Source organism: Streptomyces sp. NPDC058291, from assembly GCF_042880855.1.
Lineage (GTDB): Bacteria > Actinomycetota > Actinomycetes > Streptomycetales > Streptomycetaceae > Streptomyces.
Genome location: NZ_JBHVYK010000038.1, coordinates 62,945 through 67,867, shown reverse-complemented (window position 1 = coordinate 67,867; position 4,923 = coordinate 62,945). Strand labels below are relative to the sequence as shown.

The 4,923-nt window shown below is 71.6% G+C and carries 9 protein-coding genes; 4 read left to right on the top strand and 5 right to left on the bottom strand.

Translation table 11 applies throughout. The annotated features are described in order from the left end of the window. Positions 1-376 precede the first annotated feature (376 nt). From ACFVYK_RS20515 to ACFVYK_RS20505, 3 genes are all read left to right on the top strand, one after another. Positions 377-859 (top strand): hypothetical protein, encoded by a 483-nt coding sequence (locus tag ACFVYK_RS20515; RefSeq protein WP_389775842.1) that lies wholly within the window; start codon positions 377-379, stop codon positions 857-859. Positions 860-971: 112 nt separating this feature from the next. Continuing rightward, positions 972-1,322 (top strand): hypothetical protein, encoded by a 351-nt coding sequence (locus ACFVYK_RS20510; RefSeq protein WP_389775840.1) that lies wholly within the window; start codon positions 972-974, stop codon positions 1,320-1,322. 43 nt (positions 1,323-1,365) lie between these two features. Then, the gene (locus ACFVYK_RS20505; RefSeq protein ID WP_389775837.1) at positions 1,366-1,755 is read left to right on the top strand and encodes a hypothetical protein; all 390 of its coding nucleotides are present in this window, start codon (positions 1,366-1,368) and stop codon (positions 1,753-1,755) included. Positions 1,756-2,043: 288 nt separating this feature from the next. Here the strand turns inward: ACFVYK_RS20505 and ACFVYK_RS20500 are convergent, their stop codons facing one another. The 3 genes from ACFVYK_RS20500 to ACFVYK_RS20490 all read right to left on the bottom strand — a co-directional run bounded on the left by ACFVYK_RS20500 (position 2,044) and on the right by ACFVYK_RS20490 (position 3,053). After that, a complete protein-coding gene (locus tag ACFVYK_RS20500; RefSeq protein WP_256917452.1) occupies positions 2,044-2,301 on the bottom strand; it encodes a hypothetical protein in 258 nt (85 codons plus the stop codon). Then, positions 2,291-2,521 carry a hypothetical protein gene (locus tag ACFVYK_RS20495; protein WP_389775834.1) on the bottom strand — a complete coding sequence of 77 codons (231 nt, stop codon included), beginning with the start codon at positions 2,519-2,521 and terminating at the stop codon, positions 2,291-2,293. The genes ACFVYK_RS20500 and ACFVYK_RS20495 overlap by 11 nt, the downstream gene beginning before the upstream one ends. A gap of 319 nt (positions 2,522-2,840) precedes the next feature. Continuing rightward, positions 2,841-3,053 (bottom strand): hypothetical protein, encoded by a 213-nt coding sequence (locus tag ACFVYK_RS20490; protein ID WP_389775831.1) that lies wholly within the window; start codon positions 3,051-3,053, stop codon positions 2,841-2,843. A gap of 234 nt (positions 3,054-3,287) precedes the next feature. Between ACFVYK_RS20490 and ACFVYK_RS20485 the strand changes: the two genes are divergently transcribed. Further along, positions 3,288-3,704: a hypothetical protein gene (locus ACFVYK_RS20485; protein ID WP_389775828.1), complete on the top strand. Its 417-nt coding sequence runs from the start codon at positions 3,288-3,290 to the stop codon at positions 3,702-3,704. Positions 3,705-3,989: 285 nt separating this feature from the next. Here the strand turns inward: ACFVYK_RS20485 and ACFVYK_RS20480 are convergent, their stop codons facing one another. Both ACFVYK_RS20480 and ACFVYK_RS20475 read right to left on the bottom strand, forming a co-directional pair. Then, the gene (locus ACFVYK_RS20480) at positions 3,990-4,259 is read right to left on the bottom strand and encodes a hypothetical protein (protein ID WP_389775825.1); all 270 of its coding nucleotides are present in this window, start codon (positions 4,257-4,259) and stop codon (positions 3,990-3,992) included. Beyond that, positions 4,256-4,738 (bottom strand): hypothetical protein, encoded by a 483-nt coding sequence (locus ACFVYK_RS20475; RefSeq protein ID WP_389775823.1) that lies wholly within the window; start codon positions 4,736-4,738, stop codon positions 4,256-4,258. Before ACFVYK_RS20475 ends, ACFVYK_RS20480 begins: the two co-directional genes overlap by 4 nt. Positions 4,739-4,923: the final 185 nt, after the last annotated feature.

The window sequence follows — 4,923 nt, the reverse complement described above, 5'->3', positions numbered from 1 at the left end:
ACGCGCCGGCGCCGGGAAGACGTCAAGCGTCGCCAGAACCTCAAAGCCGTCTCCTGACCCGGCCACCCGGCCCGGCCGGGCCGGCACTACGGCGCTGCACCTCACGGTGCGGCGCCGTTCGTGTGTCTGGTGTCGGTGCCGACACCAGAGATCCCTGCCAGGAGGGACAAAGGTCCCCGCGCGCAGGGACAACCTGGTGCGGCGCCGTTTTCGTGCGCGGGCAGCGGGTGTCGGATCGGGGCGCGCGGTTCCCGCGGGCGGGAAACGCCCAGGTCAGGAGTGGGGCGAAAAGAATCATGAGCGGCCCCCTTCCCTAGGTGTATGAAGTTCCATACAGTCTGTATTGAAGTTCATACAGCTATGGGAGGAACCCGCCGTGTTAGCCACCCTCGTCACCGCCGCCCTCGCCATCGTCGCCACCCTGCTGGGCGCGATCGTCTCCGGCCGCTTCCAGGAGCGCGCCGCCGAACGCGGCGTCCGCGCCAGCCACGGTGAGGCAATCCGCCGTGACCGCCTGGAGGCCGTCACCGCCCTCGCCTGTGCCATCAGCGACCACCGCCGGGCGATGTGGATGCGAGGCGACGCCGTCCTCAAGGAGGCCGGCACCCAGCGGATCGAGGCTCTGCGCGGCGAGAGCCACATGACCCGGTCCGCCGTCACCCGCCCGCTGGTCGCGCTGCGCGTCCTCATCGAGGACCAGGCCGTGCGCGCCGCCGCCGACCACATGGTCACGCTGACCTACGCGATGCGCGACGCGTACACCACCGCCCAGGAGCTGACCGCCGCCCGCGAGGCCGCGAAGGTCGCCCACGACACCTTCGTCGACGCCGCCGCCGGCTACCTCGCCCGGACCGCCTGACAGCGCCGCACCCGCGTGCCGCCAGGGCCGTCGACTCGGAATGTCATCGCTCTCCGGCGGCCCCACTCACCACAGCCTCCCCCTCGCATCCACGCACCAGATCGGAGTCCCCATGGAGCAGCAGTCGAAGGCCCTCGCCCGGATCAGCAGTGTCGAGACGTCGGCCGAACGGACCGCCGGCACCTCCACCGGCGGGGAGGACCTGGCCGTGCTCGCCCCGGCCGCGGCGGCCGCGCTCAACCTGCTCGCCGACGCCGTTCGGCGCGGCGGCGCCGACCACGACGACATCGTCCAGGCCCTCAAGGCCGCCGGTGTCCACGAGGCGTTCGCCAGCGTCTTCGACGCCGCCTCCGAGCGCGTCATGGAAGCCGTCGACGATCCGTACGACTTCGACGAACGGCTGCACGCCGACAACCTCGCCGGGGCCGCGGGCGACGTCCGACGCGCCTTCCACTGGCTCTAGAAACCCGCCCAGCACCCGCCACCGCCCGATGGGAAGGCCACCGATGACCACCGAATCCGAGCGCCCCGACGACCACCAGGAGCAGCTTCTGGTCCCGCTCGCAGCCGAGGACGTCGCCGTGCTCGGCTGCGACGGCGAGCAGCTGGCCGCGCTGCTCGCCACCGCGTTGCACGGCCTGGCGCTGCTGCGCAGGGGCCGCGCGAACGCCGCCGAACTCGCGGCCGCCATCGACGGCACCACCGGCCTGCTGGAGCGGCTGGAGGCCGTACGGGACGCCTCCTTGCGCCAGCCGACGGCCAAGGACATCTCGCACGCCGAACTGGCAAGGGCGATGCACCTGGAGAGCCGGGCGACCGCACAGTCCCGTCGGCGCACGCTGCTGAACAAGCCGGTGAGCGACCTGGAACGGTGGGCCACCGACCCGGCAGAGTGACCCAAGCAGCAGCGCCGTGCAGCAACCAAACGATCGTTTGCTGCACGGCGCTGCTGTGTGCAGCAACGGGCCCGCTGCCCGTGCAGCGCCCTTGTGCCGCCTGGCCTCCGGTCCCGTCCGGTCCCGAGTGTCAACGCCCTCCAGCAGCAGCAGTAGTGCCCCAGCCGCTCGTGAGCAGCAGCGAGCAGCACGCCTCACTGCAACCGTCGCTGCAACCGGGCAGCGAAAGCAGCAGCGCCCCGGACGAGGGTGGAGTCCGGGGCGCTGCTGCGGGGTTCTCGGGAGGCCCTACGCCTCAACGTAGGCGACGATCGTGATCGACCCCAGGGCCGTCACATAGAAGATCACGCGTACGCCGTCGATCTCGTCGACGTAGTCGCGCAGCAGGGTGCCGGGCACCTCGGTGCCGAGCTCCGGGTTGACGCTGATCGCGACGATCGCGCGGTCCAGGCGGTGCGTCTCGGATGCGGTGAGCTTCGCCAGCTGGGTGAGCGCGGGCTCCACCAGGATGACCCGGGAGCGCCGCGCGCCGTGCTCAGGCGACACGGGGCTCCCCGTCGGCAAGGCGGGCGAGGTGGGCGTCGCGGGCGACCTCCCACGGCACGCCGGCCTCCGGCGAGGGGTAGCCGTGTTCGGCGATGTCCTCGAGCACGGAGGCGAGGACATCGACCCGCGCGCGCTGGTCGGCCGCGTACTTGCGGACCGATTCGGCGGCGGATTCGTCGAGCGGCTGGCGGTCGGGCGCGGCGGCCGTCTCCTGGCTCATCGAGGGCTCCCGGGGCGTCATCTGGCGTGTGTTCTCACGGTATCGCCGGGGCGCGGCACCGGTCTGCGGTACGGACGAAACCCGCCCGATGACACAGATGACACAGATGAACAGTGACACAGATGGTCACGACGACCTGGGAAAACAGGGGGGCGATGACACAGATCGGCGCCGATGACACAGATCCGCGGCCCCCGGCTGGACCCAGGACCCAGCTCTGGTGCGCGTCGTGGGTCGGCCTGGGGAAACGCCGGACCCAGGACCCAAGGACCCAGGTTCGTACGGCGGGCTGGGTCCCGTCGGACGGGTCAGGCCGGGGTCATTGGCCGGCCTGTGACAGGCCTTCCGCGAGCTGGGTGACGACGTCCAGGACCGACTTCCCGAACGCGGTCGGCGCGAGCAGCACCCCCAGCGTGACGCAGAGGACCACGGTCATCTTCTCGTCGAACCGGCTCCGGGAATGCGTGGTGCGGCGCAGCCGCACGACGACGATGATGGCGAGCAGCACCGCCACGTTGATGGTCACGATCACGTGCCCGGACCTCCCGTAAGTCCACAACTGCCCTGCGAACACCGCACGTTCACTCCGGTGTTCTTGTGTAGCGCGAAAGGACCAAGACCGCGCCGGGGTTGACGGGGGTTGGCGGCAAAGCGGCCCTCCTGGCTTGATTGCGCAGGTCAGGGATGCGGTGGGTGCGGGTGAGCGAGGCCTGCGGCAGCGGGTGCGCCCCGTGACGTCGCGGGCGACGGGGCGCACCCTGGAGGCATGCGCACCAAGGACGTCAGGGTGGGGCAGACGTACCGCTGCGAGGTGCCGTTCGCGCTGCCGTACCGGCGGTACCAGCCGGACACGATGGGCGACTCCTGGTGGGCGCTGAGCTGGCTGCGCGGGACGTACTTCCCGCTGTCCGTCACGGACGTCGACACCGAGGCCCGTACCGCCCAGGGCCTGCGGATGGTCTCCACGACCCACGTCACGGTGGAGCTCACTGAGGACCAGGTGGAGGCCGTCGGCCTGCCGCCCGGCCACGGCTACCAGGTCACCGGGATGCTGATCGATGCCGAGGGCGAACCCGTGGAGCTCCCCCGGGTCGGCACGCTCACCGTTCCGCTCCGCTGGCTGCACCCCATGGACACGCCCGTCTCCGGCGGCCACCACGACGCCTCGATCCGGGGCTTCTGACCTGCCGAGCACCGGTCGCACTTCGGTGAGACAAACCCAGGGTGGAAGCGGAGTGTGATGACCCGCGCCCGCCCGACCAGCCGCACTGTCACGCGTCACGCTGTCACGCAGAACCGGCCCGGAAGGGGGCTCAGCCGCGATCCACGCCCCAAGAAACGGACATTAGTGGGCATTCTTGCGGCTGCTGTCACGCTCCAACCGGCGGGCGTGACAGCACGGTTGGAGGTGTGTGACAGCGCGGCCCGTTACGTTCGGTGAGCGTGACAGGGTGCCTGCCCTCGGTGATCAGGTCCTGAGCGGTGGCCAGACGTGCGGGCCGCTGCACTGGCCGCAGGCGGCGCAGGTAGCGCACTCCATACAGAACTGCTGCGGGGTGCGCGGGCACCAGCAGATGGGGTTGTAGTCGGGGTCGTCGTCGCCCTCGAACCACGGCTCGCCCAGCGGGGGCCGGCCGTCGACGTGGACCTGGCCGTCGGCGGTGAGCGTCTCGTACCGGGTGCCGCACCAGGTCGACTCCACCCACACGGCGACGACCGTGTCCGGGTCGCCCGTCACGACGCGGTCCCCGGGCGCAGACCGGCTCCGGCTTCGTGGGCGCGGGCGAGCAGTGTGTTGACGGCGAGCGCGGCCGCGGGGTCGGACTCGGGCAGCCGGTTGACCACAGCCTGCTCGTCCTCGCTGAGGGAGTCCAGCAGGCCGGTGCGGGCGAGGGTGCGCAGCAGGGCGTGACGCAGGACGTCGGGGGCGAGGGCGGCGCGACGGACGGCTTCGACTTCCTCCTCCTGGCGGCGCTTGTCGTCCTCCAGCTGCTTCGCGCGTTCGCGTTCCGCGTCGGCGGCGAGCTCGTCCTGGACCACGGCGTCGGTGTCCGGGTCGTATGTGCCGCCGACGGTGGCGAGCAGCTGCACGATGCGCGTCCACTCTGCGACTTCGGCCGGGCCGCGCTCATCGCCGGCCAGGTCCTCGCGGTCGCGGTCCATGTGCTGCTGCAGCTCGGCTTCCTCGAGGGCGGCCGCCGCCTCCGTGTGGGTCATGCCGCGGGCTCGCCGTCGGACCGAGCGGCGGCCGATCTTCGCTTGGTCGACCGGCTCGCGGGGCGGGGCCGCGGGGCCGGCGGGGACGCGCGGCCGCCGGTGGGATCGGGGTGCGGGGGTGCTCACGCGAGCCTCGCAATCGTCGCGGGAAACGAACGGATGGAGATCCGCCGGGCGCGGGGCGC